The sequence below is a fragment of the Priestia sp. SB1 genome (assembly GCF_038898415.1).
Map to the genome: position 1 here is coordinate 315,199 of NZ_JBBJSS010000001.1, position 26,778 is coordinate 341,976.

Annotated in this window: 28 protein-coding genes; all 28 read right to left on the bottom strand. The window is 39.1% G+C overall.

Going from position 1 to position 26,778, the window contains the following annotated elements:
• Window position 1 precedes the first annotated feature (1 nt).
• The 28 genes from fliY to ylqF all read right to left on the bottom strand — a co-directional run bounded on the left by fliY (window position 2) and on the right by ylqF (window position 26,763).
• A complete protein-coding gene (gene fliY / locus WKH56_RS01595; protein WP_028411423.1) occupies window positions 2–1,132 on the bottom strand; it encodes a flagellar motor switch phosphatase FliY in 1,131 nt (376 codons plus the stop codon).
• On the bottom strand, window positions 1,122–2,123 hold the full coding sequence (gene fliM / locus WKH56_RS01600) for a flagellar motor switch protein FliM (RefSeq protein ID WP_034265235.1): 1,002 nt from the start codon (window positions 2,121–2,123) through the stop codon (window positions 1,122–1,124). Before fliM ends, fliY begins: the two co-directional genes overlap by 11 nt.
• A 20-nt stretch (window positions 2,124–2,143) precedes the next feature.
• Complete coding sequence (fliL, locus tag WKH56_RS01605; RefSeq protein ID WP_028411424.1) at window positions 2,144–2,575, bottom strand: flagellar basal body-associated protein FliL; 432 nt, start codon at window positions 2,573–2,575, stop codon at window positions 2,144–2,146.
• A gap of 3 nt (window positions 2,576–2,578) precedes the next feature.
• The gene (locus tag WKH56_RS01610) at window positions 2,579–2,788 is read right to left on the bottom strand and encodes a flagellar FlbD family protein (RefSeq protein ID WP_025750317.1); all 210 of its coding nucleotides are present in this window, start codon (window positions 2,786–2,788) and stop codon (window positions 2,579–2,581) included.
• Between the two features lie 35 nt (window positions 2,789–2,823).
• Complete coding sequence (gene flgG, locus WKH56_RS01615) at window positions 2,824–3,618, bottom strand: flagellar basal body rod protein FlgG (RefSeq protein WP_033579783.1); 795 nt, start codon at window positions 3,616–3,618, stop codon at window positions 2,824–2,826.
• Window positions 3,619–3,643: 25 nt separating this feature from the next.
• On the bottom strand, window positions 3,644–4,072 hold the full coding sequence (gene flgD, locus WKH56_RS01620; RefSeq protein WP_063248582.1) for a flagellar hook assembly protein FlgD: 429 nt from the start codon (window positions 4,070–4,072) through the stop codon (window positions 3,644–3,646).
• Between the two features lie 9 nt (window positions 4,073–4,081).
• The gene (locus WKH56_RS01625; RefSeq protein WP_310884081.1) at window positions 4,082–6,700 is read right to left on the bottom strand and encodes a flagellar hook-length control protein FliK; all 2,619 of its coding nucleotides are present in this window, start codon (window positions 6,698–6,700) and stop codon (window positions 4,082–4,084) included.
• 17 nt (window positions 6,701–6,717) lie between these two features.
• Window positions 6,718–7,350 (bottom strand): MotE family protein, encoded by a 633-nt coding sequence (locus WKH56_RS01630; RefSeq protein ID WP_063248581.1) that lies wholly within the window; start codon window positions 7,348–7,350, stop codon window positions 6,718–6,720.
• 9 nt (window positions 7,351–7,359) lie between these two features.
• The gene (gene fliJ / locus WKH56_RS01635) at window positions 7,360–7,803 is read right to left on the bottom strand and encodes a flagellar export protein FliJ (protein WP_028411429.1); all 444 of its coding nucleotides are present in this window, start codon (window positions 7,801–7,803) and stop codon (window positions 7,360–7,362) included.
• Window positions 7,804–7,805: 2 nt separating this feature from the next.
• A complete protein-coding gene (gene fliI / locus WKH56_RS01640; RefSeq protein ID WP_034265238.1) occupies window positions 7,806–9,119 on the bottom strand; it encodes a flagellar protein export ATPase FliI in 1,314 nt (437 codons plus the stop codon).
• Window positions 9,094–9,882, bottom strand: coding sequence for a flagellar assembly protein FliH (gene fliH, locus WKH56_RS01645; RefSeq protein ID WP_063248580.1), 789 nt, complete (start codon window positions 9,880–9,882; stop codon window positions 9,094–9,096). Before fliH ends, fliI begins: the two co-directional genes overlap by 26 nt.
• Complete coding sequence (gene fliG / locus WKH56_RS01650; RefSeq protein ID WP_310884082.1) at window positions 9,875–10,894, bottom strand: flagellar motor switch protein FliG; 1,020 nt, start codon at window positions 10,892–10,894, stop codon at window positions 9,875–9,877. The genes fliH and fliG overlap by 8 nt, the downstream gene beginning before the upstream one ends.
• 11 nt (window positions 10,895–10,905) lie before the next feature.
• The gene (gene fliF, locus WKH56_RS01655; protein WP_048019845.1) at window positions 10,906–12,498 is read right to left on the bottom strand and encodes a flagellar basal-body MS-ring/collar protein FliF; all 1,593 of its coding nucleotides are present in this window, start codon (window positions 12,496–12,498) and stop codon (window positions 10,906–10,908) included.
• Between the two features lie 49 nt (window positions 12,499–12,547).
• Window positions 12,548–12,838: a flagellar hook-basal body complex protein FliE gene (gene fliE / locus WKH56_RS01660; RefSeq protein ID WP_028411433.1), complete on the bottom strand. Its 291-nt coding sequence runs from the start codon at window positions 12,836–12,838 to the stop codon at window positions 12,548–12,550.
• Between the two features lie 12 nt (window positions 12,839–12,850).
• The gene (gene flgC / locus WKH56_RS01665) at window positions 12,851–13,300 is read right to left on the bottom strand and encodes a flagellar basal body rod protein FlgC (RefSeq protein ID WP_063248579.1); all 450 of its coding nucleotides are present in this window, start codon (window positions 13,298–13,300) and stop codon (window positions 12,851–12,853) included.
• Window positions 13,301–13,302: 2 nt separating this feature from the next.
• Complete coding sequence (flgB, locus tag WKH56_RS01670) at window positions 13,303–13,692, bottom strand: flagellar basal body rod protein FlgB (protein ID WP_028411435.1); 390 nt, start codon at window positions 13,690–13,692, stop codon at window positions 13,303–13,305.
• A 443-nt stretch (window positions 13,693–14,135) separates the two neighbouring features.
• Window positions 14,136–14,915 (bottom strand): GTP-sensing pleiotropic transcriptional regulator CodY, encoded by a 780-nt coding sequence (gene codY / locus WKH56_RS01675; RefSeq protein ID WP_013058882.1) that lies wholly within the window; start codon window positions 14,913–14,915, stop codon window positions 14,136–14,138.
• Between the two features lie 28 nt (window positions 14,916–14,943).
• Window positions 14,944–16,344, bottom strand: coding sequence for an HslU--HslV peptidase ATPase subunit (gene hslU / locus WKH56_RS01680; RefSeq protein ID WP_013084801.1), 1,401 nt, complete (start codon window positions 16,342–16,344; stop codon window positions 14,944–14,946).
• 16 nt (window positions 16,345–16,360) lie between these two features.
• On the bottom strand, window positions 16,361–16,903 hold the full coding sequence (gene hslV, locus WKH56_RS01685; protein ID WP_013058884.1) for an ATP-dependent protease subunit HslV: 543 nt from the start codon (window positions 16,901–16,903) through the stop codon (window positions 16,361–16,363).
• A gap of 14 nt (window positions 16,904–16,917) precedes the next feature.
• A complete protein-coding gene (gene xerC / locus WKH56_RS01690) occupies window positions 16,918–17,820 on the bottom strand; it encodes a tyrosine recombinase XerC (RefSeq protein ID WP_014458427.1) in 903 nt (300 codons plus the stop codon).
• A gap of 65 nt (window positions 17,821–17,885) precedes the next feature.
• A complete protein-coding gene (trmFO, locus tag WKH56_RS01695) occupies window positions 17,886–19,190 on the bottom strand; it encodes an FADH(2)-oxidizing methylenetetrahydrofolate--tRNA-(uracil(54)-C(5))-methyltransferase TrmFO (RefSeq protein ID WP_028411436.1) in 1,305 nt (434 codons plus the stop codon).
• Between the two features lie 206 nt (window positions 19,191–19,396).
• Window positions 19,397–21,472, bottom strand: a complete 2,076-nt coding sequence (topA, locus tag WKH56_RS01700; RefSeq protein ID WP_028411437.1) for a type I DNA topoisomerase — start codon at window positions 21,470–21,472, stop codon at window positions 19,397–19,399.
• A 154-nt stretch (window positions 21,473–21,626) separates the two neighbouring features.
• On the bottom strand, window positions 21,627–22,508 hold the full coding sequence (dprA, locus tag WKH56_RS01705) for a DNA-processing protein DprA (RefSeq protein WP_033579776.1): 882 nt from the start codon (window positions 22,506–22,508) through the stop codon (window positions 21,627–21,629).
• Between the two features lie 63 nt (window positions 22,509–22,571).
• Window positions 22,572–23,474, bottom strand: coding sequence for a succinate--CoA ligase subunit alpha (sucD, locus tag WKH56_RS01710; protein WP_310884083.1), 903 nt, complete (start codon window positions 23,472–23,474; stop codon window positions 22,572–22,574).
• 18 nt (window positions 23,475–23,492) lie between these two features.
• A complete protein-coding gene (gene sucC, locus WKH56_RS01715) occupies window positions 23,493–24,653 on the bottom strand; it encodes an ADP-forming succinate--CoA ligase subunit beta (protein WP_013058890.1) in 1,161 nt (386 codons plus the stop codon).
• 189 nt (window positions 24,654–24,842) lie between these two features.
• Window positions 24,843–24,977, bottom strand: coding sequence for a hypothetical protein (locus WKH56_RS01720; protein ID WP_342834718.1), 135 nt, complete (start codon window positions 24,975–24,977; stop codon window positions 24,843–24,845).
• A 44-nt stretch (window positions 24,978–25,021) separates the two neighbouring features.
• Entirely contained in the window at window positions 25,022–25,789 is a 768-nt protein-coding gene (locus WKH56_RS01725) for a ribonuclease HII (protein ID WP_048019844.1), read from the bottom strand.
• Window positions 25,790–25,896: 107 nt separating this feature from the next.
• Complete coding sequence (ylqF, locus tag WKH56_RS01730; RefSeq protein ID WP_025750333.1) at window positions 25,897–26,763, bottom strand: ribosome biogenesis GTPase YlqF; 867 nt, start codon at window positions 26,761–26,763, stop codon at window positions 25,897–25,899.
• Between the last annotated feature and the right edge of the window lie 15 nt (window positions 26,764–26,778).

A 26,778-nucleotide genomic window follows, 5' to 3' on the forward strand; every position in this document is an offset into this window, starting at 1 on the left:
ATTACTTTAGTTTGTTAATACGGTCTCTTTGACTAATAATATCAGTTACGCGAACGCCAAAATTCTCGTCAATGACGACCACTTCACCTTTTGCAATTAATTTGCTATTAATCAAGATATCTACCGGTTCGCCTGCTAGTTTATCAAGTTCAATGATTGCACCAGAAGATAATGCTAAAATCTCTTGAACCGTTCGCTTAGTCCTTCCAAGCTCCACGGTAACTTGAAGCGGGATATCAAGCAGCATGTCTAAATTTCGCGAATCCCCTTGAGGAGAAGACACGTGCTCGAACTCTGAAAACGATGCGGGCTGAACATCAACTGGTACATGAACAGGTTCTGCCTGCTGTGTTTCTTCATGCTGTATGTATTCAGCTGCCGGCGGTTCTGTTTGCTTTTCGTTAAGATCTGATTCTTTTTCAATAGAAGCTGCGGTACCTTCTGCGCTTGGAACTAAGAGCTCTTCCACCAAACTTTTGGCAAAAGATATCGATAACAGCTGCATAATATTGGAATCGATTAATGTGCCTACCTTCAAATTAAAAGAGACTTTTACAAAGACGTCATCTTGGGGAATCAGCTCTGTGCCTTCCCCTTTTTGAATATTTAAAATATCTAAGCTCGGCGGAGAGATATCAATTTTCTTTTGAAATACCGTAGACATAGACGTCGCTGCAGAACCCATCATTTGATTCATCGCTTCCTGCACTGCACTCAGCTTAATTTCATCCATGATTTCCGTCGGATTCTCTCCCGTTCCACCAAGCATCAAATCTGAAATAACAGCTGCATCTTCATGTTTAATAACTAACAAATTCGTACCAGAAAAGCCTTCTGTGTACTGAACTTGCACAGCGACATGAGGATTTGGAAATTCATCCGTCAGCTCTTCTTTATACACGAGCGATACAAACGGTGTGGTAATATCGACTTTTTGATTCAATAAAGCCGATAACGCTGTTGCTGAACTGCCAAACGAAATATTTCCAATTTCGCCAAGCGCGTCTTTTTCCATTTCCGTAAAGTAATCGTCTACTTGACTTGACTTATTCGGCTCTGAAAACTCGTCAAGTGAAGAAGTTCCTTTTAACAACGCATCAATTTCATCTTGCGAAAGCATGTCATCGTTCATTCCTTTCGTTCCTCCTCTTAACATCATCTAGAATTTGCACAGCGACTTTCCGACTGACTTTTCCAGGCTGTGCAATAAATTTAGGTTGTTCTCCGACGTAAATAGTTAACGGATTATGAACGCTTGTTTGCAGTCGAATAACATCTCCCTCATCTAATGCTAGGAAATCTTCAATGGAAATATCCGCTTTTCCTAGCTCGGCTACAACCTGCAATTCCGCATCATTGATTTGTTCCTTTAGCTGCTCAACCTCTTGTACGTTAGGTTCTTTTTTCGAAGATTGCATCCAGTAATGAACGGACAGTTTGGACACAATCGGCTCAAGCGTCACGTGCGGAATACATAGATTGATCATGCCCGTTTCATCTCCAATTTGTACGTTTAATGAAATGACGATGACAATTTCATTTGGTGAAATTACCTGCAAAAACTGAGGATTCACTTCAAACTCTGATGTTTCAGGTTCAATTTCCGCAATAGAACTCCAAGCTTCTCTCATACTGTCTAACGTTTTCTCTAACAAGTTTCGAACCAAGCTCGTTTCAATCTCCGTTAAGTTACTAATTTTCCCACCGCTCTCGCCTTGTCCCCCGAGCAAGCGGTCAAGCATCGCATAGGCAATGTTCGGATTGACTTCCATAATGATATGCCCTTCTAAAGGAGGGACGGCTATCACGTTTAAGATGGTTACTTTCGGAACAGAGCGAATGAACTCCTCATACGGAATTTGATCCACTGATACAACGGACACTTGTACAACGTTACGAAGCTGCGCCGAAAAGACGTTAATTAACATGCGCGCATAATTTTCATGAATTCGCGTCAAACTGCGAATCTGATCTTTTGAAAAACGCAGGGCGCGTTTAAAATCATATGTACGAATACGCTGTTTTTTATTTTCCTTTTTTAGCTCATCCGCATCCATCTCTCCGGTTGATAACGCGGATAATAGGGCATCAATTTCATTTTGTGATAATACATCCCCAGCCACTAGCTTCCCTCCCTTTTTCTTTACTGCAACACTTTAGACGTTGTATAAATTTTAACAACATGTCCGTTTTCCATTAATTGATCAATTTGCTTTGCAATATCTGTTTCTAACGTACTGAGCCCTTGCGTTCCTTCAAAATCTTGAGCACTCATATCGGAGAGCCGTTTGATAATAATGTCTCTTACTTGAAAGTCTCTTTTTTGAAGCTCTGCTGCCGCTTTTTTACTATCCATTTGAATTTTAAAGGAGATGCTGATGTAGTTATTGCTTTTTAAATTGGTTTTGATATCCGTTACATCCACAGAAGCTTTAATCACATCGTCGATAGATGGACCTTTTTCGGTACTTGCCTGCTCCGTATACTTTAACGTCACAATAACCGCAATGCTTCCTATTAAAGTAAGAGAAAGCAGGATAATAATCATCTTACTAATTAGCTTATTTTTGAACACACTTTATTCCTCCGTCGTTTGCTGCAGTCCTAATACGTTAATTCGCTGATAATAACTCGTCACTTTCTCATTCACTTCTTCAACTGAATCCTTTACCACTAGCTTTTTGTTATTTGTTAGCGTAATAGTTGTATCGGGAAATGCCTCAACCTGCTCGATGTAAAGAGCATTTAACGTAAATGTTTTGCCGTTTAGCCTCGTTAAAGTGATCATAATCAACCGGAGTAATACCTACTCCTTCCTCCCGCCTATCGTTTTAGATTCACTAATTCTTGCAGTATTTCATCGGATGTTGTGATAATTCTTGTATTCGCTTGAAATCCGCGCTGTGCAACAATCATGTCCGTGAATTCCTCGGATAAATCAACGTTGGACATTTCAAGGGCGCTTGAGACGAAGGTTCCTGTACCGTTGGCTCCTGGAGCTCCTAGCAAAGGATTTCCTGAGTTTACGCTTTGAGTAAATAAATTTCCTCCTGCCTTTTGGAGTCCTTCATTATTTGCAAATTTAGCAAGTTCAATTGTTGGTGTATTTGGAGTTATATTTCCGTTAGCATCTATGATATTAACCTTCCCATTTGCTCCTATACTGTAGCTCTTACTTGTTGAAGGAATATTAATATTCCCTCCTCCAGTTTTTTGTACATACAGTCCATCACCCGTTACCAAATTACCGCTGCTATCCAAATAAAAATTACCTGCTCTTGTGTAATAATTTGTGTTTCCATCATTTACAACAAAATACCCATCCCCAGAAATAGCCAAATCAAGCGGACGTCCCGTTGACTGAATGCTTCCTGCCGTTTGAACTGTATCAATCGTGCCAATCTGTGAACCTAACCCGACTTGTTTAGCATTAACACCTCCACGGTTAGCTCCCGGTGCCGTCGCTCCTGCTACCTGCTGACTTACTAAATCTTGAAACGTTGTACGTCCTTTTTTATAGCCGTATGTATTAACATTGGCAATGTTATTTCCTAGGACATCTAATTTAGTTTGAAAATTTTTCATGCCGCTGATTCCTGAATACATCGAACGTAACATAAAATCACTCCTTAAATTTGGTTGGTTAACTGCTTACTTCTAAGATATCGTTTAGCGAAAGTACCGTATGATTTTCATCGTTGATCGTAAACGATATCTCATTGTTTTTGACGGATGCTGTTGAAATGACTCCTTGCTTTTTATTTCCTTCTTCATCTAACCATGCAGCGGTTTTACCAATTAATTCGCTTCCTTTTAAAATAGGAGAAGCCTGAGACTGCGTTACAAACGTATTGAGCGATGTGCTCATATTTGTCATTTGTTCAAGGGATGAAAACTGAGCCATTTGAGCAATAAAGTCTTTGTCTTCCATTGGATTCATTGGATCTTGATTTTGAAGCTGTGCAATCAAAAGCTTCAAAAAGTCATCTTTGCCAAGCGAGCTGTTTCCCGTTTGCTTCACTTGTGTTTCCCTATTGCTTAGATACAAGTCAGACGTAATTTCATTTGTCATTGTTATCACCTATACGTTGTAGTTAATAAGCGCTGCTTCAAAAGAAGACAAAAATGAAGCCCCTTCTTCCAAGTGTTGTGAATCTTGATCTTCCTCTTCGTTTCTAAACAGCTCTTTTTCCTGTCTTTCTTTTTGCTGATCGTTTTCATTGTTATACGACATCGCTTGTTCTGACAGCAGCACATCGATTTTATCAATTGATACATGCTGAGACGCGAGACCATGCCGCAAAGTTGAAAGATTGGAGTCCAATAACTCTTTTGTTTTTACTGACGATACGACAATTCGCGCAACCGTTTCGCTGTCTTTCTGAAGCATTTCAATTGAAATCGCACCTAGCTGTTTGGGAAATAACTTAATGAGAAGCTTGGATGTTCCCTCTTCAGTACTAAACGAAGCTTTACTCCATATTTTTTGCAGCTCGTTTACCAAATTGCTAGACTGCTGATAGTCTGATTTTGCTTGCCCTAGATAAATAGAGAACTGCTGAAGCTTAGGCATTTCTCCACTTCCAAAGGATGATGCCTGATTCTCTACTGGCGCCCCGGTTGTGTGTGTACCTGCCGGACTTTCGCTATTTTCCAAAAAGCTATTGGTATCTATACTTCCGCTGGGTACAACCACATCTTTTTTCCATGGAAGCTGATTAAAAAACGGTGCTTTTTCTTCTTTAGGAAAAGCAGTCATATTTTTCACAGAACTTTCTGAAGCTGTATGAACAGCGTCCACATCCCCTTGTTCAACCGATACATGCTGAGACCCGAGAGCTTGCCGTAATCTGAAAAGATTGGCATCTAACAGCTCTTTTGTTTTCGCTGACATTACCACAACCTGCGCAATCGTTTCATCGTCTTGTTGAAGCACTTCAATTGATATTGTCCCTAGCTGATTTGGAAATAGCTGAATGGAAAGCTTGGACGCCCCCTCTTCAGATCCAACTGAAGCTTTACTCCATATTTTTTGCAGCTCGTTTACCAGATCGCTAGACTGTTCATAATCTGATTTCGCTTTCCCTAAATCAATAGAAAACTGCGGCCTTTTTTCTTCTTTACCAAAAGCAGTCATATCTGTTACTGAACTTTTTGGAGCTGCTTGAACAGTAGCCACATCCACTTCATCAACGGATACATGCTGAGACGTGAGAGCTTGTCGTAAACTGAAAAGGTTGGCATTTAACAGCTCTTTTGTTTTCGCTGACGATACAGCTACTTGTGCAACCGTTTCATTGTCTTGTTGAAACACTTCAATTGAAATCGGCCCTAGCTGCTTTGGAAATAACTGAATGGAAAGCTTGGATGCTCCTTCTTCAATACTGATGGAAGCTTCACTCCATATTTTTTCCAGATTATTCACCAAATCCCTAGACTGCTGATAGTCTGATTTTACTTGGCTTAAATCAATAGAAAACTGCGGCTCTTTTTCTTCTTTACCAAAAGCATTCATCTCTGTTACAGAACTTTCTGGAGCTGCTCCAACAGCGGCCACATCCACTTGTTCAACCGATACATGCTGAGCCGCAAGAGCTTGTCGTAAGCTGAAAAGGCTGGCGTCTAAAAGCTTTTTTGTTTTCGCTGACGTTACCACAACCTGCGCAATTGTTTCATTGTCTTGTTGAAGCACTTCAATCGAAATCGTCCCTAGCTGCTTTGGAAACAATTTAATGGAAAGCTTAGATGCTCCTTCTTCAGTACTGATCGAAGCTTTACTCCATATTTTTTGCAGCTCATTTACCAGATTGTCAGACTGTTGATGATCAGAGTTTGCTTGCCCTAGATCAATAGAAAACTCTTGGATCTTAAGCATTTCTCCAGCTCCAAAAGCTGATGGGTTATTTTTTAACGTCAACCCGGCTGTTTTAGCAGTGAAAGAACTTTCACTATCTATACTTGAGTTACCTAAAACCACATCTTTTTTCCATGGCAGCTGATTAAATAGCGGCCCTTTTTCTTCTTTACGAACAGCGCTCATATCTTTTAGAGAATTTTTTGAAGTTGAATGAACAACGGCGAAAAAACCAGCTGAGCGCTTTTCATGTAAGGTATCGGTTAATACACGTGGTTGTTTATGAATTTTCTCTATTTTTTCAACAGCAGCTTTCCGCAAGCCTTGAAGCTGCGTATCTGAAAGCTTCACTGACTGTAGCTGCGGTTTTTGTAGTTCTTCCATCAGCTCAGCGAATTCTGTTTGAAACGCAGACGACGTGTTTTTGCATATAGTCAACAAGCTAGAAATAGAAGACAAATATTGTTCTTGACTGTCTGTTTTAGATGAAACAGGTTCCTGCTGCATTTCTGTTAACACGTGCTGCAGCTTTAGAAGCGGCTGTTCCAAATCTAGACTACTTGGAATACTACTGATCATTTCGGCTAGATGTTCGTATAAGACAGACGGTTCATCTCCTTCATATTCTGCTTCGCTTAACTGAATCGCAATTAACCCGACCGCGTTAAAGACGTCTTGATTTATCGCTTGTTCATTCAATGATTTCTCCCGGCTCGCTAAAGGTTGCGCATTTAGCTGCTGAAGCTGTTGAACGATTTCTTCAAAAAAACCCTGAGTCTGAATAACAGCCGCTTTTTCATCGCAGTTTACCTTTGATGCAGCTGCTGGACGTAGTGAAATTTCCACTGTTTTCACCTCTGCTTTTATTCATCAATCTGATCTGTTAACAATGTCGTATAGCGTGCAGCTACTTTCGGATCCATTTTTTCTAAGATTGCCGTTCTTGTACTTGCTTTGAACTGCTTAAGCATCGCGACCGCTTTGTCTTCTTTTAATTCGGCAAAAATGAGCGCTGCATTTTTAGGAGACATGTTTTCATAGGTAGCAATGACATCTTTTTTCGCCAGCTGATTGTTCTTTTGTTTTTTCGCTTCGTCATCGGCTTTTTCTTCCATATCACGCATTTCAATTTTTAGTTCATCCATTTGACGATCTTTTGTACTGATCGTTTTCTCATAGGCTGAAATTTGCTTTTCTTTCGTGCTCAGCTTCTTTTGAAGGCTCTCAACCTGCTTTTGTATTTCTTCATTGCTTTCTTGAATATTTTCATTTTTTTGTGACTGCTCACTTGATACAAATGGAATGGCGTGTGTAACAGCAGAAACCTTATCATTTATATTGACGCCTAAAAGTGTCAGGACAATGTAAGCTGCCAAGATGAGGAACACCGCTGGAATAAAGATTAAAAATAAAAACACCTGGATTTTACTGTAAGATTTCCCATCTTCATAGTTTTCTTCTTCGTACTCTTCTCTTAATTCTTTTCGTTTAGCCATGTTTTTCACCTAATTTCTATGCAGCATGTACTGCTGTAAAGACAGCTCATCCATTTGCTTCGCTTCTAATTGTTTTTCCGCTGTTATATAAGAATCGTAGTCTTTCTTTTTTAATTTTTCATACTTCTTTACTTCTATATTCTTTTCTTCTAGCTTCAGTTTCTTTAAGTTCATTTGCTGTCTGGCAAACATGACCTCTTGTTGCAGCCTTTCAATCACTCGTTCGGCACTTGTTAAAAACTGCTGAAATGATGTAATTTCTAAAATAGAAAGCCCCTGCTTCATTTTGCCCGTATGCTGTTCAATCAGCGTTTCTTTTTCTTTTAACTTTTTATAAAGCTTTTCACCCGCTGTTTCAAACTGCTGTAAGGACTGATTATATTGAGATAGCAGTTCATCTTTTTCATTTGACTTAATTGCCATTATTTTAGATAACCTAAATTCATATGCCATATTTACTCACCTTTCACAAACAGTTCACAGAGCTTTGTTACACTTGTTTCAAACGATGGATGTTCGTTCGTTTTTTGCTTTAAAAACGCCTCAATGACAGGATGATAGTGGATTGCCTCATCAATGTAAGCAGAAGATCCTCTTTTGTAGGCACCTATGTTAATTAAGTCTTCAGAATTAGCGTAGGTAGCCATTAATGAACGCAGTTTTTCAGCTGCTTCTTTATGCCGTTCACTTACGATATGGTTCATCACGCGACTAACGCTTTTTAAGACATTGATGGCCGGATATTGACCTTTATTGGCAAGCTCCCTGTCTAGTACAATATGTCCGTCTATAATGCCTCGCACCGTATCCGAAATAGGTTCGTTCATATCATCACCGTCTACTAATACAGTGTAAAAAGCGGTAATAGATCCATGTTGATTAGTCCCTGTACGTTCAAGCAGCCTTGGCAAGCTAGCAAAAACAGATGGTGTATAACCTTTGGTAGTCGGAGGTTCACCTACGGCTAATCCAATTTCTCTCTGAGCCATTGCTACACGGGTAACAGAATCCATCATCATCATGACGCTCAGCCCCTCATCTCGAAAGTATTCAGCAATAGAAGTAGCTGTATATGCTGCTTTCATTCGAAGTAGAGCAGGCTGATCCGAGGTAGCAACTACTACAACGGAGCGCTTTAACCCTTCCTCTCCAAGATCTCGTTCAATAAATTCTCTAACTTCTCTTCCTCGCTCGCCTACAAGGGCAATGACATTGATATCTGCTTTTGTATTACGAGCAATCATCCCGAGCAGCGTACTTTTCCCAACACCGCTTCCTGCAAAAATACCTATGCGCTGCCCTCGGCCTACGGTTAACAAACTATCAATCGTCCGTACACCTACTTCAATAGGCTGTTCAATAGGCGGGCGCTCTAAAGGATTAGGGGGGTCTTGATCGGTTAAAACAAAAGGCAAATAATGAGAAAGTTCAGACCCATCTAAAGGGTTGCCTAACGAATCAAGCACTTGACCTATTAACTCTTTCCCCACGCTTACCTGCAGAGGTTTTTCTGTTGTTTCCACTAGGCAGCCAGGTCCGATATATCGAACAGACGTATAAGGCATTAAAACGACGTGCTCACCGTTAAAACCAACAACTTCTGCACGAATTTTATCTCCTCGTTCACTGAGATGAATAAAACAAACATCTCCTATTGACGTTCTAGGTCCTTTAGATTCAATCATCATTCCTACTACTCGGCTGACTTTCCCGTACCGTTTAAAAGAAGATGTGCGCGGGATTTCATGAATGAGTTGTGCGACTTTCATGTTTACTCCCCTCTAACAAACGTTCTTTTAATTTTTTCTTCATTTCCATTAACTGACTATCAAAAGAAGCAACAAGACGCCCATAAGAGGAATCGATGACACAATCCATTTCCTGAAGATTTTCATCTGCATAAATAAACAGCCCGGTTTCTCCGTTTAATAAATCGAACAGTTCTCGTTTATGTTCACATACATATGCATATTTTTTGGGAGAAACAAAAAGCTGGATTTCTTTATGTTCTCTAACTTCTTTTAAAGACCTTGCAACAAGTGATAAAAATGATTCATCTCTTTGAAGCTGCTCATTTAAAAGCGTTTCTGCTAGGGTGAAACCTAATTCAAAAATGACTTCTTCAGATTGATTTATATATTCGTAGTACTGATTCTTTGTTTCGTCAACAATGTTTCGCGACATGGCTAATACATGTTCGTACTCTTGTTTCCCTTGAAGCAGCCCTTCTTCGTACCCTTCTTCATAGCCGCGTTTTTTTTCTTGTTGAAACAGCAGCACCTTCTCTTCTTCCCACTGCTTTTTCAAATGTTCAACTTCGTTTTGAGCTTGTTTGCGGTAAGCGTCTGCCTCGGCCTTTATCATTTCAGCTTCACTATGCGCTTGTTCAATAACGTGCTGTGCATTTTCTTGCTGAAGATGTTCTTCTGTCGGCTCATCTTGTATCGGAAAACCAAATGGAATGACTTGAATGTGCTTAGCATTTTCGTCTGAAAGTTTGTTCGTATAAGTTGATTTAATGATATTAGACAATAATATCGTCTCCTCCACCTCGAGCTAGTACAATTTCACCAGCATCTTCTAAACGTCTAATTGCAGCAACGATACGTGACTGGGCTTCCTCTACATCTTTCAAACGCACAGGGCCCATAAATTCCATTTCTTCTTTAAACGTTTCCACCATACGGCTAGACATATTTTTAAAAATAATAGATTTCACTTCTTCACTTGCTACTTTTAAGCTCAACAATAAATCATCATTTTCTACATCTCGTATCACACGCTGAATAGAACGGTTATCGAGCGTTACGATATCCTCAAATACAAACATTCGCTGTTTGATTTCTTCTGCTAATGCCGGATCTTGAATTTCAAGCGTATCAATAATAATTTTTTCAGTCGCTCGGTCCACTCCATTTAATACTTCAACTACTGCTTCTAAACCACCTGTTTGGGTATAATCTTGGGTAACGGTAGCTGAAAGCTTTCTCTCTAAAATTTGCTCCACTTCATTAATGACTTCCGGAGACGTACTTCCCATCGTTGCAATCCGCCTTGCAATATCCGCTTGCCTTTCCTGAGGCAGTGATGATAAGATTTGTCCTGCCTGCGGCGGTTCTAAGTAAGATAAAATAAGGGCAATCGTCTGAGGATGCTCATGCTGAATAAAATTTAACAGCTGCATAGGATCAGCTTTTCTGGCAAAGTCAAACGGACGAACTTGCAAAGAAGAAGTTAATCGATTGATAATCATCATAGCCTGCTCTGGTCCAAGTGCTTTTTCTAACACCTGTTTCGCATAGCTTACTCCTCCTTTTTCAAGGTAGTTTTGAGCAAGCGTTATTTGTTCAAACTCATGAAGCACAGCTTCTTTTAGGGACGGCTCTACCTTTCTCACTGAAGAAATTTCAAGCGTTAGTTGCTCAATTTCATCTTCACTGAGATGTTTATAGATAGAAGCTGATACATCCGGACCGAGAGAAATCAACAAAATTGCTGCTTTTTGCTTTCCAATTAACTCATTTTTTTGCATAGCCTTTACCATTAGCTTTCCTCCTAATCCTCACTAATCCATGTTCGTAGCAGCTTTGCAAACTCTTCCGGGTCTTGCTTCGCTAACGTTTCAAGATTGCTTTTTGTTTGCTGTTCAGCACTTAAAACAGGGGCTTTTTGTGCCGCTTCATATGCTTCAAAAGTTTCATCATACTCTTCATCATATTCGTCTTCATCTAAGTCTTGACGCCTTTTCCTAACCAACAGCACAATAAGAACAACAATAATAAGCAGCAGTGCTCCTCCGATTATATACATCCACAATGGAATCGAACTTGCTGTGCTGTCAGCTGTTTCTTGTCCATTAAACGGCTGAACGGAAACGGTAATCTTATCGCTGACCGCGTTATCCGAGAGAGCTTTCGTATTTGCATCTTTTGAAATAGAAGTACGGACAATTGTACCTAACATTTTTTGAACGTCTGACTCAAGTGTATCGGACACTTGTGATTTCCCTTTTGCATTGGAGGGATCTATCATTACTTGAATGCCAAGGTCTTGAATTTTGTATGGACTTTCAACGATTTCTTTATGAATTCGATTCACTTCATAATTAATACGTTCTTCGTTTTTTTCGTAGTCTCCGTCTCCACTTGCTGTGCTAGATGAGTAATTTGTTGTATCTTCTTCTCCTGTTCCAGCAACGCCTCCATCTTGAGCATTTTTACCAGAAAATGTTTCATTGATTTTTTCAGCGCTAACGGCAATTCCTTGCATATTATCTTTATCAACAGGCTCTACTAGCTTTTCTTCGCGATTTTCCTGTGTAAAATCAAGATCTGCTGTAACAGAGACCATTACTTTGTCTTGACCGACCAGTCTTCCTAGCATTTGCTGTACTTGACGCTGAATATCCCGCTCAACTTCTTTTTTCGCTTCGTTCTGCGAAGCAAATGAGCTAGAAGCTGAATCCGTTTCATTTCCTTTTAAATCAAAGTACTCAAAATATTGGTTCATAATGACGATATTATCTGTAGGAAGGTTTGGCACACTTTTGGATACTAAATGATAAAGAGATTTAATTTGCTGATCATCAAATTTATAACCAGCCTTTGTATTAAGCACAATCGATGCAGAGGCTTCTCCCTGCTTTTCATTCGCCCATACACTTTCATTGGGAAGGGTAATCATCACTTTTGCATCGTTGACTCCTTGAATGTTTTTCATTAAGTTAGCCAATTCAGTTTGCATCGCATCGAGTTTTAACACATCAAATTCATTGTCTGTCATACCAAAGCTCGCATTTTTCCCAAAAAACGAATAGTCGATACTTCCACTATCAGGAATTCCTTGTGCAGCTAAATCAACTTTTAGCGAGTCAACGCTTTGTTCAGGCACCGAAATGGTTGTTCCATTATCAGAGATTTCTGAAGGAACGCTTCTAGCATCAAGCTCTGCTTTGATTTGTCCTGTTTCTTGAGCCGATAGATTGCTATAAAGAGGGACAAATTTATCTTTGTTTAAGAAAACAGATGCTAAACTAATGACTAGAATAGCCGCAAGAGGAGCAGCGATAAGGGCTATTTTCTGTCCTTTTTTGCGGTTATTCCAAAAGACTTTCATCTTATCTCGATAAAGAGCTATTCTTTCATTCATGGTATTCCTCCGGTTATTACTATTTTCATTTTCTTTAATAACCGCTCAATTACATTTGCATTCTCATCATTTCCTGATAGGCTTCAACAGCTTTATTGCGTATTTCAAGAGCCGTTTGCATCGTAATACTTGCTTTTTGAGCAGTAATCATTACATCTTGGAGTTCGACATTTTCTCCTTTAGCAAGCTTTTCAGTCGCTATATCCGAAGCGCGTTGAGCATTGTTTAACTCATTGATTGAGTCTTTTAAAAACGTTGAAAACTGTTGAGTTGTTTGTCCAGTGCCAGTCGAAGCGGCTGTTTTTGCTATTGCTATTTGATTGCTGATACCATTAATCATTTTATCGCTCCTTTATTTTCCAATTTCTAACGTCTTTGTTAATATACTTTTGTTTGTATTAAAGACCGTCACGTTTGCTTCATAGGATCGAGTAGCACTAATTAAATCCGTCATTTCCTTTAAAGGATCTACGTTCGGCATCTGCACGTACCCTTGGTCATTAGCATCTGGATGCGTCGGATTATATACTAAATTAAAAGGAGTATTATCTTCTACGATATCTGTGACTTTTACACCATTGTTTTGACTTTTATTGATTTCGGAGTGTAAGAGAGACGAAAAAGAAGGCGAACGATCAGACTGCATGACAACCATTTTTCTTTTGTAAGGCTGCCACTCACCATTAACGTACGTCCCTCTTGTCGTTTCAGCATTCGCCATGTTAGATGAAACAACGTCCATCCTTAAACGATTGGCAGTTAAAGCTGAAGATGTAATATTCATATTTTGAAAAATAGTCAAACTTATTTCCCCCCTCTAATGACTGTTTGAAGAGAATTAAATTTTCCGTTTAAACGATCTACTAGCGCCTCATAGTAAATTTGATTTTCAGCCATATCCGCCATCTCTTTATCCATATCCACATTGTTTCCATTTGCTTGATAGGAAGTGTTTCCTTGCTGGGTAATCACTCGCTGGGATGAATCGGAAAATGGGATATGTTTTGAATCAGTCTGATATGCTTCTAACTCGTTATGTAATAAATCTCGAAATTCACTCGTACGCGATACTGTTTTCGATTTATAATTTGGAGTATCAACGTTTGCGATATTTTGTGCAATCGTCTGCTGCTTTTGTGACGCGTAGCTAATTCCATTTTCAATTGTTTGAAAAGTAGTTGAAAACAAACTCAATTCTTACACCTGCTTACCTATTCTATTTTTCTCGAAAATGAGACAAATTTCGACTTTAGTACCATAGAACTTATTGTAAGAAAAACTTCATGCAATGTCTATCCTTTTTTAAGAACTTTTGGACTATAAACCAAAATTTTCATTAGATTTCCAAGCATATTTTAACATCAATGCTGTACTTTAGCTCTATTTTTTTAATTTAAAATCAAAATACATACCATAAGTCCTGAACAATATGTAATAAAAGTAACGATTTGTAATCAACTAGTATCTTTTTACTATTTAAAGATTCTATAATATAATTTTTAGATTTTTATATGAAGTTTGTTAAAGATTTATAAAAATAGTGAACGAATCGTCTTAACCCAGAGCGAACCTTTTCATACTGAGAGCATATAAAAAAAGCACACGGGCTTTGCCCGTGTGCTTTTTGGTTCATAAACTTAGTTAGATTTTAATTTTTCAAGCTCTACTAAGAATTTGTTGTTAAGAACTTTAATGTAAGTTCCTTTCATTCCTAGCGAACGTGATTCGATAACGCCAGCACTTTCTAATTTACGTAGCGCATTTACGATTACTGAACGTGTAATTCCAACGCGGTCAGCAATTTTACTTGCGACTAATAGTCCTTCATTTCCATTTAACTCTTCAAAGATGTGCTCAATAGCTTCTAACTCACTGTATGATAATGAGCTAATTGCCATTTGTACAACAGCTTTGCTACGTGCTTCTTCTTCAATCTCTTCTGCTTTTTCACGAAGAATTTCCATACCTACTACCGTTGCACCGTATTCAGCAAGGATTAAATCATCGTCTTCGAACTGACGGTCTAAACGAGATAGTACAAGCGTACCTAGACGCTCTCCGCCTCCGATAATTGGAACGATTGTTGTTAGTCCTGCATCAAATAAGTCTTTATTTTCAACTGGGAAAGCTGTATATTGACTTTCAATGTTTAAATTAGAAGATGTTTCTTGAATGTTAAATAGGCTTTGAGTATATTCTTCTGGGAACTGGCGTGCTTCTAACATATCTTTCATGCGCGCATTCTCAATTTGCTGTTTAACAGCGATTCCTAATAATTTACCGCGACGACTTACTACGAATACGTTTGATTCGATCACTTCGCAAAGTGTTTCAGCCATTTCTTTAAAGTTTACTGGTTTACCAGCTGCTTTTTGTAGCATTGCATTAATCTTTCTAGTTTTCCCTAATAAATCCATTAGTACTCTTCCTCCTGCGATTTCAGTTCTATAAAATAAATTGACTCAAATCTTTGTTTTTAGCGATTTTTTCTAATTTTTCTTCCACATACTGCGGAGTAATCACAATTTTCTCTAATGTTACTTCTGGTGCTTCAAACGATAAATCCTCTAGCAAACGTTCTAAAATCGTATGAAGCCTTCTTGCACCAATATTGTCCGTATCTTGATTTACCTGATATGCAATTTCTGCAATCTTACGTATAGCATCGTCAGAAAATTCAATTTGTATACCTTCAGTTTCCAATAATGCCGCATATTGCTTTAATAACGCATTATCTGGCTCTACTAAAATGTTTATAAAATCTTCAACGGTTAGCTTCGTTAATTCAACGCGAATTGGGAATCGACCTTGCAATTCTGGAATTAAATCCGACGGTTTTGATACATGGAAAGCACCAGCTGCTACAAATAAAACATGATCAGTTTTAACTGCACCATATTTGGTAACAATCGTTGATCCTTCTACAATTGGTAAAATATCTCGCTGCACGCCTTCACGTGAAACATCAGCGGAAGATGAATTACCACTTTTTTGAGCAATTTTATCAATTTCGTCAATGAAAATAATTCCGTATTGTTCTGCACGATTCACAGCTTCTTGCGTCACTTCATCCATATCAATCAATTTTTGCGCTTCTTCATTTGTTAATACTTTTCGTGCATCTTTAACAGTAAGTTTGCGCTTTTTTTGTTTTTTAGGCATAAAATTGCTTAAGGCATCCTGCATGTTCATGCCCATTTGTTCCATACCCGAACCTTGTAACATATCAAACATAGAAGGCTGTTGCTCTTCTACTTCAATTGTGACATAATGATTTTCAAGCTCTCCTAGAGCAAGCTGATGAGCAATCTGCTTGCGCTTCGTTGCAATATTCGTTTCCTCATCTTGATCAGGATCCGCATCGCTTGACTGTGTACCGTTTGAAAAAATCATTTCAAACGGATTTTTAAACGATTGCTGCTTCTTTTTGCTTGGAACAAGAAGCTCCACTATCCGCTTGTTTGCATTTTCTTCTGCACGATCACGCACGCCGTTCATTTTTTCTTCTTTCACAAGTCGAACTGACGTTTCCACTAAATCACGAACCATTGATTCCACATCGCGTCCTACATATCCAACTTCCGTAAATTTTGTTGCCTCAACCTTAATAAAAGGTGCACCGACAAGCTTAGCTAAGCGGCGTGCAATCTCGGTTTTACCCACACCTGTAGGACCAATCATTAAAATGTTTTTCGGCACAACTTCATCACGTAAAGATTCGTCTAGCAGACCGCGGCGATAGCGATTTCGCAGCGCAACAGCGACCGCTTTCTTTGCCTTCGTTTGACCAATAATATACTGATCGAGCTTTTCTACAATTTGTCGAGGTGTTAAATGAGAATTCATAAAAAAATCCCCTTTCCTACAGTTCTTCTACAATAATATGATCATTTGTATAAACACATATCTCACTTGCTACATCTAAAGCTGCTTTTGCAATTTCTTTAGCTGTTAAATGTTCGCCTGCATGTTGTTTTAATGCACGTCCCGCTGATAAAGCATAATTTCCGCCTGATCCAATTGCTAAAATGCCGTCGTCCGGTTCAATAACTTCACCCGTTCCTGATACTAACAGTAAGTTATCTTTGTTCATAACAATAAGCATTGCTTCTAACTTTCGCAATACTTTGTCACTTCTCCATTGTTTAGCAAGCTCCACGGCTGCACGCTGAAGATTTCCGTTATACTCTTCAAGCTTCGTTTCAAATAATTCAAAAAGAGTGAATGCATCAGCTACTGAACCTGCAAAGCCGGCAAGAACTTGCCCTTGAAATAGACGTCTTACTTTTCGAGCAGTATGTTTCATCACAACAGCATTTCCAAACGTTACTTGTCCGTCCCCAGACATGGCACATTGACCGTTATGCTGAACTGCAAAAATCGTAGTAGCATGGAAAGTAGACAAATTAACTCCTCCTTTTATGCGCGAGGATGGTGATTCATATAAACTGCCTTTAAACGATCCTTCGTCACATGTGTGTATATTTGAGTGGTTGATAAATGTTCATGACCTAGCATTTCTTGAACTGTACGTAAATCTGCCCCTTCATTTAACATATGAGTCGCAAAAGTATGCCGCAAAACGTGTGGACTAATATGTATATTCTCAGCGGTTTTCTTTACTAACTGATCAATGACTAAGCGTATGCCTCGGTCTGTCAACGGTGTCCCCTTATAATTTAAAAAGAGCGAATGAGTATCAGAAGGAGCCTTTTTTAAAAGAAGCTTTCTTCCATTATCTATATATACTCTAAGAGCGTCCTTGGCATAACAGCCAAATGGCACGTACCGTTGTTTTTTCCCTTTGCCATATACGAGCAAAGTTTGAAGTGAAAAATCTATATCGCTAAGCTTAATAGATGCACATTCACTCACTCGTATTCCGGTGGCATACAGCAATTCTAAGAGAGACTGATTACGCTGCCCTAACGGAGTTGTTAAGTCATTCATTTGAAATAATTTCACAATCTCCTCTTCATACAGGAAGCGAGGATTTCTCTCTTCCTTTTTAGGAAGGGTAACGAGCGCAAATGGATTATCTTCTACTAATTCTTCTCTATTTAAGTAACGATAAAACGTTCTCAAACAAGAAATTTTGCGTGACATCGATCTTTTTGAATACTGCTTTTCATATAGGCGTGTTAAAAACAGCCTTGCATCAGCATATGTAACACTTTGTAGGTTTTGTATTTGCTCTTCCTGCATAAAAGACATGAAGATACCTATGTCTTTTTCATAGCAGTCAACTGTATATTTTGAATAATTTTTCTCAATTTGTAAATATTCTAGAAAGGAATTTAATACATCTTTAACAAATTCCAATGTTATCACCTCACAAGGGCTACTAAATATTATCACAATTAAGTAGCCCTTGCAAACAATTTTGATTATTTTGTTGTAAAATTCTGAATAGTTTCCAATGCTCGTTTAGCCAGCGTTTCATTTCGTTCTTGTTTGTTTTTGATTCGCACTTCCAATTCTTTGAATAAGCCAAAGTTGGCATTCATCGGCTGGAAGTTTTTGGCGTTTGTATGTGTGATATAGTGAGCCATACTGCCAATCGCTGTTTCCTGCGGCAATACAACCAATTCTTCACCAAGCACAAGTCGAGCCGCGTTCATTCCTGCCATTAATCCGCTCGCAGCTGATTCTACATATCCTTCTACTCCCGTCATTTGTCCAGCAAAGAATAAGTCATCACGCTCGCGATATTGATACGTAGGCTTTAACAATTTAGGAGAATTAATAAACGTATTTCTATGCATAACCCCGTAGCGTACTACTTCTGCATTTTCTAAACCTGGGATTAAGCTTAATACTTCTTTTTGTGCTCCCCATTTTAAATGTGTTTGGAAACCTACAATATTATATAGTGTACCTGCTGCATCATCTTGACGAAGCTGAACAACTGCATAAGGTCGCTTTCCTGTTTTCGGATCTTCTAACCCAACTGGTTTCATTGGTCCAAAGAGCATTGTTTTTTCTCCGCGTGAAGCCATTACTTCAATTGGCATACATCCTTCAAAATAAATTTCCTTCTCAAATTCTTTTAAAGGAACCGTCTCTGCATTGATTAATGCTTCATGAAAGCGCTGGAATTCTTCTTTTGTCATCGGACAGTTTAAATAGGCAGCTTCCCCTTTGTCATAGCGAGATTTAAGATATACTTTATCCATATCAATGCTGTCTTTTTCAATAATAGGTGCAGCCGCATCGTAAAAATATAAATAATCTTCACTTGTTAACGCGCGCAGCTGTTCCGATAAATCTTTTGACGTTAGCGGACCTGTTGCAATAACAGTTGGTCCCTGTGGAATTTCCGTAATCTCTTCATTAACAACCGTTACGTTCGGATGGTTTTTAACGCTTTCCGTCACACGAGAGGCAAATTCGTGACGATCAACAGCCAGTGCTCCACCTGCTGGAACCGCACACTCGTCTGCTGAACGAATAATGACAGAGTCTAATAATCGCATTTCTTCTTTTAGCACACCCACTGCATTTGTTAATGTATTCGCACGCAGTGAATTACTACATACTAATTCAGCAAATTTGTCCGTATGATGAGCAGGTGTTTGCTTTACTGGTCTCATCTCATAAAGACGGACTTTCAAACCGCGCTTTGCGATTTGCCAAGCTGCTTCACTTCCAGCAAGACCTGCTCCAATAACATTAATTACTTGTTCATTCATTGTAAATCCTCCAACTTCATTTCTATCTTTTCTATCATTTTGCTTATTCATTCACTTGTCTTTTCCTTTTTTAACGGGACAAAGAAAATGCGACATTACTCAATGTCGCTAATAACGTTTCCATTTTAGCACATGAAGCAATGTCGCCGCATCTTATATAACTGCTATTTTTAAATTTAAAGTATGGGAATTCATCCCATTCTCTTTTACTGCTGAGCTTCCTCTTTATAATCACAACTTGTACAGACGACTTGAGTTCCTTTTTTCTGTTTCTTCTCTACAAGCAGATTTTCACATTTCGGACATTTTCTTGCAATCGGTTTATCCCAAGATACGAAGTCACAGCCCGGGAATCGATCACAGCCATAAAATGTACGCTTTTTCTTCGATTTTCGCTCAACGATATTTCCTTCTTCACATTTCGGACACTTTACGCCAATCTCTTTTACAATTGGCTTCGTGTTGCGACAGTCAGGGAAATTAGAGCATGCCATAAATTTTCCGTAGCGTCCCATTTTGTATACCATAGGTGAACCGCATTCTTCACAGTCTTCTCCGGCAGGTTCATCTTTAATCTCCACTTCGCGCATTTCTTTTTCAGCATGTTCTAAGCGTTTTTCAAAATCACTGTAAAATTCGTCAATAACACGCACCCATTGAACATTACCATCTTCCACTTCATCCAAATCGTTTTCCATTTTAGCTGTAAACTCTACATCTAAAATTTCCGGGAAAAACTCCAATACAAGCTCTAGTACAATTTCTCCAAGTTCTGTTGGAACAAAACGCTTGTTATCGAGCGCTACGTATCCGCGCTTTTGAATCGTATCAAGTGTTGGAGCATATGTAGACGGTCGGCCAATGCCTAGCTCTTCTAATGTCTTAACTAAACGAGCTTCTGTATATCTTGGCGGCGGCTGTGTGAAATGCTGCTTTTCATCGATGTCCTTAGAATAAGCTACTTCTCCTTCTTCTAAGTCTGGAAGAAGATTTTCTTTTTCCTCCACTTGATCATCATTGCCTTCAACATACACTTTCATAAAGCCTGGAAATTTAACTTTTGAGCCGTTCGCTCTAAATGTTACGTCTCCATTTTTCAAATCTACAGCCATTGTATCCATAATGGCAGGTGCCATTTGACTAGCAACGAAGCGCTCCCATACTAACTTATACAGTCGATACTGATCACGCGATAAGAACTCTTTTACCTCTCCTGGTTTACGAAGAGCTGAAGTTGGACGAATCGCTTCGTGGGCATCTTGCGCATTTGAATTCTTCTTTTCTTTACGCTTTTCCGTTGCCACAAACTGATTTCCGTACGCGTTCGTAATGTAATCTCTAGCTTCTGTTTGAGCTGTTTCTGAAATACGAGTAGAATCGGTACGCATATACGTGATAAGACCTACTGTACCTTCTTTTCCTAAATCAATTCCTTCATATAATTGCTGCGCAATCATCATCGTTTTTTTCGCTCGGAAGTTCAGTTTCCGCGCTGCCTCTTGCTGTAATGAAGACGTGGTAAAAGAAGGAGCCGCATTACGCTTTCGCTCACGTTTTGTTACTTTAGAAATTGAAAATTCGTTTCCATCTAATTGTTTAACAATGTTGGTTACATCATCTTCATTCGATAGCTCTACTTTTTTCCCTTGATATTCGATTAACTGGCCTTCAAACTGGTCGTTCCCTTTTTGAAAAGTTGCTTTTACCGTCCAGTATTCTTCTGGGATAAACTTTGCAATTTCTTTTTCACGATCAATAATTAACCGCACTGCAATTGATTGAACCCTTCCGGCACTTAATCCTTTTTTCACTTTTTTCCACAGCAATGGACTGATATTGTAGCCAACCAGCCTGTCAAGAATACGTCGTGCTTGTTGAGCATCTACTAAATCCATATTAATTGCTCGTGGATGTTTAAAAGATTCTTTAATCGCTTCTTTTGTAATCTCGTTAAACACTACGCGGCAGTCCGATGCAATGTCTACATCCAAACTGTGCGCCAAATGCCATGCAATCGCTTCTCCTTCACGGTCTGGATCGGCTGCTAGGTAAATCTTTTTTGCTTTTTTAGCCGCTGTTTTTAGTTCTTTTAAAACCGGGCCTTTCCCGCGAATTGTAATATATTTCGGGTTGTAATCTTGTTCAATATCAATTCCCATTTGACTTTTAGGTAAATCGCGAACATGTCCCATCGATGCTTTTACTTTATATTTCTTTCCTAAATAACGTTCAATTGTTTTAGCCTTTGCAGGCGATTCTACAATTACTAGGTAGTCAGACATCTATTTGTTCCTCCTCAAGAGGTAGAATAAAATCTTCATTATTATTAAATATTTGGTTCTTGTTTGTCAAATGTCAAAAAGATAAGTCATACGATTTTCCTACGTATCTCACTAGTATTTCATACCATGCAAGAATATGACTACTTTGAAACATTCATCTTATATACATCATTTCATCTGTAATATCAGCAGCGCTTTGCACAAGTTTTGCCCCTAATTGGATTAACTTATTCGTTCCACATGATGTTTCTTCAAAAATAGAACCCGGTATGGCAAATACTTCTCTTCCTTGCTGAAGCGCCTGGTCGGCGGTAATAAAAGATCCACTTCTTTCTTTTGCTTGCACCACCAACGTGCCTCCTGTTAATCCGCTAATGATTCTGTTTCTGCGAGGGAAAAACCATTTCGTCGGCTTCATAAACGGGGCATATTCAGAAAGCAGCAAATGATGCTGCGCAATTTCTCTTGCTAAATTTTGGTTTCCTCTTGGGTAAATATTATAAAACCCTCCGCCTAAAACTGCAATCGTTTTAGCTTTTTCAGCGATAGCCAGTTCATGAGCAGCCTGGTCAATTCCTAAGGCTAGCCCACTCACAACGACAAATTCTTCATGCAGCATCGGCTTAACAATACGAGTTAAAGCTGCAGTTCCATATGAAGTAGGATTTCTTGTTCCTACAACGCTTAAGCTTGCCGGAGCGTGTAAAAGAGACAAGTTCCCCCTTGCAAATAATACCCAAGGCGGATCATAAATATGGCGCAAAAGTTCAGGATATTCATCATCTAAGATGGTGACACATCGAATATTCTCAGCGTCATATTTATCTAGAATATCTCGTATTGGAATAGTTTGCAAATCTTTTTTTATTTGATTAGCACGTTCAATCGAGAGAGTCAATAGTTTTTGAAGCTGTGATGGAGAGTACTCGTAGAGATTTTGTAATGAAGAATTCTGTTGAAGTAGCGTAAAAATTTGTTTCCAATTAACAGATGGACAATGTGCTAAATGAATTAATTTTTCCCGTAAACCAGACATTCTACAATCTCCTTTTTAAATGGACAAAATAGCCCCCGGTCAAAGGAGGCTATATGTCTTCTATTAATGAGTCTTACACTGCTCGTAAATGCCTTGTTCTTTTAACACTTTAATAAGTGTTTCTCCCATAACAGATGGTGTTTCAGCTACTTGGATATCGCACTCATTCATTGTTTTAATTTTTTCAGACGCTGTCCCTTTACCGCCTGAAATAATCGCACCAGCATGGCCCATACGTTTTCCTGGAGGCGCTGTTTGACCGCCAATGAAGCCGACAACAGGTTTTGTCATATTTGCTTTTACCCATTCTGCCGCTTCTTCTTCTGCTGTACCGCCGATTTCCCCAATCATAATTACTGCATACGTATCTTCATCTTCATTAAACGCTTTTAATACATCGATAAAGTTCGTGCCATTCACCGGGTCACCGCCGATACCAACAGCTGTTGATTGGCCAATTCCAGCTTCAGAAAGTTGGTGAACAGCTTCATATGTTAATGTACCAGAACGCGAAACTACACCTACATGACCTTTTTTGTGAATGTACCCTGGCATAATGCCAATTTTACATTCTTCCGGTGTAATAACACCTGGGCAGTTAGGCCCTACAAGACGCGTACGTTTTCCTTCCATATAACGCTTTACTTTTACCATATCTAATACTGGAATACCTTCTGTAATACAAATAACTAAATCTAAATCTGCGTCAACTGCTTCAATAATGGAGTCAGCTGCGAATGCTGGTGGAACATATACAACAGAAGCCGTTGCGCCTGTTTTTTCTTTCGCCTCGGCAACCGTATTAAATACCGGAACACCTTCTACTTCTAAGCCGCCTTTACCCGGCGTTACGCCACCAACAATTTTTGTTCCATATTCTAACATTTGCTGTGTATGAAAAAGGCCAACTCCGCCTGTAATTCCTTGTACAATTACTTTTGTATCTTGATTAATAAATACGCTCATTCCTATCCCCCAGCCTTTCTATTTCACTAGTGAAACGATTTTTTGTGCGCCGTCTGCCATAGATTCAGCAGCTGTGATATTTAAGCCTGATTTTTGTAAAATTTCTTTTCCAAGTTCAACGTTTGTTCCTTCTAAGCGAACAACTAATGGAAGGCTTAATCCAACTTGTTTTGTTGCTTCAACAACACCTGTTGCAATAACATCACATTTCATAATTCCGCCGAAAATATTAACGAAAATACCTTTTACATTTTGGTCAGATAAAATAATTTTAAATGCTTCTGTTACTTTTTCAGCAGTTGCGCCGCCCCCAACATCCAGGAAGTTAGCAGGGTCGCCTCCGTAATGCTTAATAATATCCATCGTTGCCATCGCTAAACCTGCACCGTTTACCATACAACCGATATTACCGTCTAGTGAAATGTAGCTTAAGTCGTATTTAGATGCTTCAATTTCTTTAGCATCTTCCTCTTCAAGGTCACGATATTCAAGAATATCTTTTTGGCGATACAGCGCATTTGAATCAAAGTTTAACTTCGCATCCAATGCCATAACGTCTCCGTCACCTGTTACAACTAGAGGGTTAATCTCTGCAATTGAGCAGTCTTTTTCAACAAATACTGTATATAAACCTGTCATGAATTTAACTGCTTTTCCAACTAATTCTTTTGGAATATTAATATTGAATGCAAGTCTGCGAGCTTGGAATGCTTGTAAACCAATCGCAGGATCTACATATTCTTTAAAGATTTTTTCAGGCGTTTTTTCCGCCACTTCTTCAATTTCAGTTCCACCTTCTTCAGAACCCATCAATACAACTTGAGACGTTGCACGATCAAGAACTAAACCGATGTAGTATTCTTTCTTAATATCGCATCCCTCTTCAACTAACAAGCGCTTAACTTCTTTTCCTTCAGGGCCTGTTTGGTGCGTTACGAGGGTCTTTCCTAAAATATCTTGTGCATATGTACGAACTTCATCTAAGTTTTTTGCTACTTTGACACCGCCCGCTTTACCGCGTCCACCAGCATGGATTTGTGCTTTCACCACTGATACTTGTGAACCTAATTCCTTTGCTGCTTCAACTGCTTCTTCAACAGTAAAAGCTACTCGACCGTTTGGTACTGCAACCCCATATTTTCTGAGTAGTTCTTTTCCTTGATACTCATGGATATTCATTTCCCATCCTCCTAACATAATCAACCACAAAACTATACTGCACAAAATAGACTGCGCTTTCATTGTATAAAAATAATTGTCTAATTGTCTACTATTCTAGTGAAAAATATTGAAATAATAAGAAAATTGATATTTTTATGGAGATAGTACTTAACCATACCTTATGAAGTAGATGAGGCTCTGCGGACGTTAAACGTGTGGTTGATCATGTAAATCAACCTTCATAACTAAAGCAGACTGAGAGGAAAATAATTTACGAATTTTTCCCGCTGCAATATCTCCGCTTACATAGGCTATATTCTTTTTAAGCCTAGAATCTCGCATTGAAACATGCGCTAAAAAGCAGAGATATGCTCGGGTATCATGTTCTAGTTTACTTGGTTTTTTATCGGTGCAAAAGATCGGCGGTGTTCTGGCAAAATTCCATATTGTTCGATTGCTTCTAAATGTTGTTTTGTTCCATATCCCATATGTTTTTCGAATCCGTATGCAGGATAGCGTTCACCAAGTTCTTTCATCATTCGATCTCGCGTCACTTTTGCAATAACAGAACTTGCAGCAATTGAAATGCTTGTAGCATCGCCTTTAATGATTGACTGCTGCGAAATAGGCACCGGCAGCTTCATCGCATCAATGAGCAGTTCATCAGGCTGAACTGCCAGCAGTTCAATGGCTTCAGTCATTGCCTTTTTTGTTGCTTCGTAAATATTAATAGAATCAATGACCTCTGCGTCTATAATCCCTATACCGATAGCGACAGCTTTTTTACAAATTTCTTCATAAAACGCTTCTCGCTTTGCTTCTGATAACTTCTTTGAATCCGTCAGACCAGGGAGAAAAAAATCGGGAGGCAAAATAACAGCAGCCGCTACTACCGGTCCTGCTAACGGTCCTCTTCCTACTTCGTCTACTCCGGCAATATAAGTTGCTCCTTGCCTATATAATTCATTTTCATATGCCATCATTTCATCAAACTGTTGCTTCAAGCGCTCAGCCGCTTCAAATTGCCTTTGTTTTTGAATAATAACCTGCTGCACACCTTTACGCTCATCTTGCGCATATGCCTTAAATACAGCATCTTCCGGGCTTCTCACTTGCTTTAGTTCCTCTTTTATTTCCTTAATACTCTTTTTCATTAGCTCCACCTTCTTTATATCAACATTTTCACGCGGCACTTTCACATAAAAAACGCCTCATGCTGAAAAGGCAGAGGCGTTTTTTGCTTCAGTTCGCAATGTGTTGCTTACAGCTGTTGTTCAGCTTCACTTGGATCATCAAATGTAAAGGTGCCAATTTTATCCGTTCGAATTTCTCGAAGAACAAGCTCAGCTGTTTTATCGTAATCCACCATGCCGCCACCCATTAAACAGCCGCGGCGCGACCCAATTGCATCAAAAAGCTCTACAATGTCTTCAGGGATTTCATTTAAATCATAACGCTGCTTTAATTGTTCTGGGTAATGGCTAGTTAAGAAGCGCAGCGCATAAACAGCGACATCTTGCATATTTAAAATGGTATCTTTGATAGCACCCGTTGTCGCAAGCTTATATCCAACTGTTTCATCTTCAAACTTAGGCCACAAAATACCTGGCGTATCAAGCAGCTCTAGCTCGTTTCCTACCTTAATCCACTGCTGTGCCTGCGTCACACCTGGACGATCTCCCGTCTTGGCGATTTTTTTGCTGGCAAGGCGATTAATTAGCGTTGATTTACCGACGTTAGGAATCCCTACAATCATCGCACGGATAGCGCGGGGTTTTTTAACTCCTTTTGCGCGCATGCGGTCAAACTTCTCTTGAAGAAGTTCTTTAGAAGACGAAACAATTTGTTTCATTCCTTTACCTGCTTGTGCGTCAATAGCTAAGGCATAAATACCTTGTTCTTTGTAATAATCTAACCACTGCTGAGTGACGCGCGGATCCGCTTTGTCCACTTTATTCAACAATACGATTCTGGGCTTGTTCACAATAATCTCATCAATCATTGGATTTCGCGATGATTGCGGAATGCGTGCATCAACCAGTTCGTATACAATATCAATCAATTTTAGCTTTTCAGTTACTTGTCTTCTGGCCTTGGCCATATGGCCAGGAAACCATTGAATTGTCATATTTTACTCACCTTT

What these genes read in the sequence shown, in the direction of transcription:
- WKH56_RS01720 (WP_342834718.1), bottom strand. Translation starts at nt 24,977, where the DNA reads ATGCGAGATTCTAGGCTTAAAAAGAATATAGCCTATGTAAGCGGAGAT.
- flgG (WP_033579783.1), bottom strand. Translation starts at nt 3,618, where the DNA reads ATGTTACGTTCGATGTATTCAGGAATCAGCGGCATGAAAAATTTTCAA.
- codY (WP_013058882.1), bottom strand. Translation starts at nt 14,915, where the DNA reads ATGGATTTATTAGGGAAAACTAGAAAGATTAATGCAATGCTACAAAAA.
- fliF (WP_048019845.1), bottom strand. Translation starts at nt 12,498, where the DNA reads ATGAATGAAAGAATAGCTCTTTATCGAGATAAGATGAAAGTCTTTTGG.
- dprA (WP_033579776.1), bottom strand. Translation starts at nt 22,508, where the DNA reads ATGTCTGGTTTACGGGAAAAATTAATTCATTTAGCACATTGTCCATCT.
- topA (WP_028411437.1), bottom strand. Translation starts at nt 21,472, where the DNA reads ATGTCTGACTACCTAGTAATTGTAGAATCGCCTGCAAAGGCTAAAACA.
- flgD (WP_063248582.1), bottom strand. Translation starts at nt 4,072, where the DNA reads ATGACAAATGAAATTACGTCTGACTTGTATCTAAGCAATAGGGAAACA.
- hslU (WP_013084801.1), bottom strand. Translation starts at nt 16,344, where the DNA reads ATGAATTCTCATTTAACACCTCGACAAATTGTAGAAAAGCTCGATCAG.
- WKH56_RS01630 (WP_063248581.1), bottom strand. Translation starts at nt 7,350, where the DNA reads ATGGCTAAACGAAAAGAATTAAGAGAAGAGTACGAAGAAGAAAACTAT.
- fliI (WP_034265238.1), bottom strand. Translation starts at nt 9,119, where the DNA reads ATGAAAGTCGCACAACTCATTCATGAAATCCCGCGCACATCTTCTTTT.
- fliJ (WP_028411429.1), bottom strand. Translation starts at nt 7,803, where the DNA reads ATGGCATATGAATTTAGGTTATCTAAAATAATGGCAATTAAGTCAAAT.
- fliG (WP_310884082.1), bottom strand. Translation starts at nt 10,894, where the DNA reads ATGGTAAAGGCTATGCAAAAAAATGAGTTAATTGGAAAGCAAAAAGCA.
- trmFO (WP_028411436.1), bottom strand. Translation starts at nt 19,190, where the DNA reads ATGAATGAACAAGTAATTAATGTTATTGGAGCAGGTCTTGCTGGAAGT.
- sucD (WP_310884083.1), bottom strand. Translation starts at nt 23,474, where the DNA reads ATGAGCGTATTTATTAATCAAGATACAAAAGTAATTGTACAAGGAATT.
- fliY (WP_028411423.1), bottom strand. Translation starts at nt 1,132, where the DNA reads ATGAACGATGACATGCTTTCGCAAGATGAAATTGATGCGTTGTTAAAA.
- WKH56_RS01610 (WP_025750317.1), bottom strand. Translation starts at nt 2,788, where the DNA reads ATGATCACTTTAACGAGGCTAAACGGCAAAACATTTACGTTAAATGCT.
- WKH56_RS01725 (WP_048019844.1), bottom strand. Translation starts at nt 25,789, where the DNA reads ATGAAAAAGAGTATTAAGGAAATAAAAGAGGAACTAAAGCAAGTGAGA.
- ylqF (WP_025750333.1), bottom strand. Translation starts at nt 26,763, where the DNA reads ATGACAATTCAATGGTTTCCTGGCCATATGGCCAAGGCCAGAAGACAA.
- sucC (WP_013058890.1), bottom strand. Translation starts at nt 24,653, where the DNA reads ATGAATATCCATGAGTATCAAGGAAAAGAACTACTCAGAAAATATGGG.
- fliE (WP_028411433.1), bottom strand. Translation starts at nt 12,838, where the DNA reads ATGATTAATGGTATCAGCAATCAAATAGCAATAGCAAAAACAGCCGCT.